Raw genomic sequence first — 1,609 nt, 5'->3', positions numbered from 1 at the left:
CTTAATCGGGAAGACAAGCTTCAAGGAGGATCGCTACGACCTCTATCTATACAATTATTATCCCACAAGAAAGTGGGATTGAGAATAAAATGTAGTATTTATTACTACAACTATAATATACGAGGAGGATAGATGTATTTATACGAATTTATAGTATCTTCCATAGCAGCGATAGGATTTGCCTTGATATTTCAAGTTCCCAAAAAACCACTACTAATATCTGCCGTAAATGCAGGATTTGGATGGGTAATATATAAAATGACAATAGCCTACACAGGAAGCGTCTATATAGGAACTTTTCTTTCGGCATTCGTCATATCATTCATATCAGAATTCTGTGCGAGATATTTCAAATTTCCAGCTTTGGTCTTTATAGTTCCTGGTGTAATAAATCTTTGCCCAGGAGAAGCTATATTTAATACAATGAAATACTTTATCAATAACGAAAGTGCCTTAGTTCTACTAACCTTGTCCAAGGCCCTTGCAATAGCAGGAGCGATATCATTTGGTATACTTTTATCGTCATCATTTTCTAGGAATATGAAAAACTTTAGAAGAAGAAAAGTAAAAAGGACGAACTACTTAAACTACTTTAGGAGGAAAAAATGAAACAAACTATATACCTAGCAGGCGGATGCTTCTGGGGAGTAGATGCCTACTTTAAACAAATAGAAGGAGTCGAAAAAACACAAGCAGGATATGCTAATGGCCTAACAGAGGATACCTTCTACGAAAATCTCAAAAACTCAGATCATGCCGAGACAGTCAAAGTGACCTATGACGATAAGAAGATTAGTCTAGAAAGATTACTAGAATATTTCTATTATATAATAGATCCATTTTCTGTAAACAAACAAGGTGGGGATATGGGTAGACAATATAGGACTGGAATCTATTCGGAAGATAGAAAGATACTAGAGGAAGTAAGAAAATTCTTAGAAGAAAAACAAAAAAATGAAGAAGAAAAAATTCAAGTAGAAGTAGAAAAACTAAAAAATTATATAAAAGCAGAAGAATATCACCAAGACTATCTAAAGAAAAATCCAAATGGCTACTGCCATGTCAATCTATTAGATAGGCCTGATTTCAACTAAAATGCTAGAGAAAACATAGATGTCCAAGAATAAAAACAGGGCATCTTATTTTTTTTGAAAAATAATTTGACATAGGTAAAAATCCATGGTATTATATAAAAGTCGGCGAGAGCTGATGGAACCAATTAAATTAAATAAACAATAACATAACCTAAAATTCTTTTGAAATAAAGGATAACAAAATTAAATCACGCATTTGATTAAAGTCAGATGTAAATGAAAGAGTCAGAATTAGCCTGTCCGGCTCCTAGAGGACCCTCCACGGAGTGGCCGAGGACGAAGGACGAGGAAAGATTCTCATACAAATTATTTATGAGAGTTTGATCCTGGCTCAGGATAAACGCTGGCGGCGTGCATAACACATGCAAGTCGAACGATGAAACTTAACTGATTTCTTCGGAATGAATTTAAGTGGATTAGTGGCGGACGGGTGAGTAACGCGTGAGTAACCTGCCTTGCACAAGGGGATAGCCGTTGGAAACGACGAATAATACCCTATGATATAAACTCTTCGC

General features: G+C 35.3%; 2 protein-coding genes and 1 rRNA gene. All 3 read left to right on the top strand.

The genetic code is table 11. The features are described from left to right. Positions 1-132 precede the first annotated feature (132 nt). Positions 133-609: a threonine/serine exporter family protein gene (locus C7D97_RS00035; RefSeq protein ID WP_105300187.1), complete on the top strand. Its 477-nt coding sequence runs from the start codon at positions 133-135 to the stop codon at positions 607-609. Next, the gene (gene msrA, locus C7D97_RS00030; RefSeq protein WP_105300186.1) at positions 606-1,094 is read left to right on the top strand and encodes a peptide-methionine (S)-S-oxide reductase MsrA; all 489 of its coding nucleotides are present in this window, start codon (positions 606-608) and stop codon (positions 1,092-1,094) included. The genes C7D97_RS00035 and msrA overlap by 4 nt, the downstream gene beginning before the upstream one ends. A 308-nt stretch (positions 1,095-1,402) precedes the next feature. Beyond that, positions 1,403-1,609, top strand: a 16S ribosomal RNA gene (locus tag C7D97_RS00025); the annotation flags it as partial.

It is taken from the genome of Anaerococcus marasmi (assembly GCF_900290195.1).
Classification (GTDB): Bacteria; Bacillota; Clostridia; order Tissierellales; family Peptoniphilaceae; genus Anaerococcus; species Anaerococcus marasmi.
This window is presented reverse-complemented; position numbering and strand designations above follow the sequence as displayed.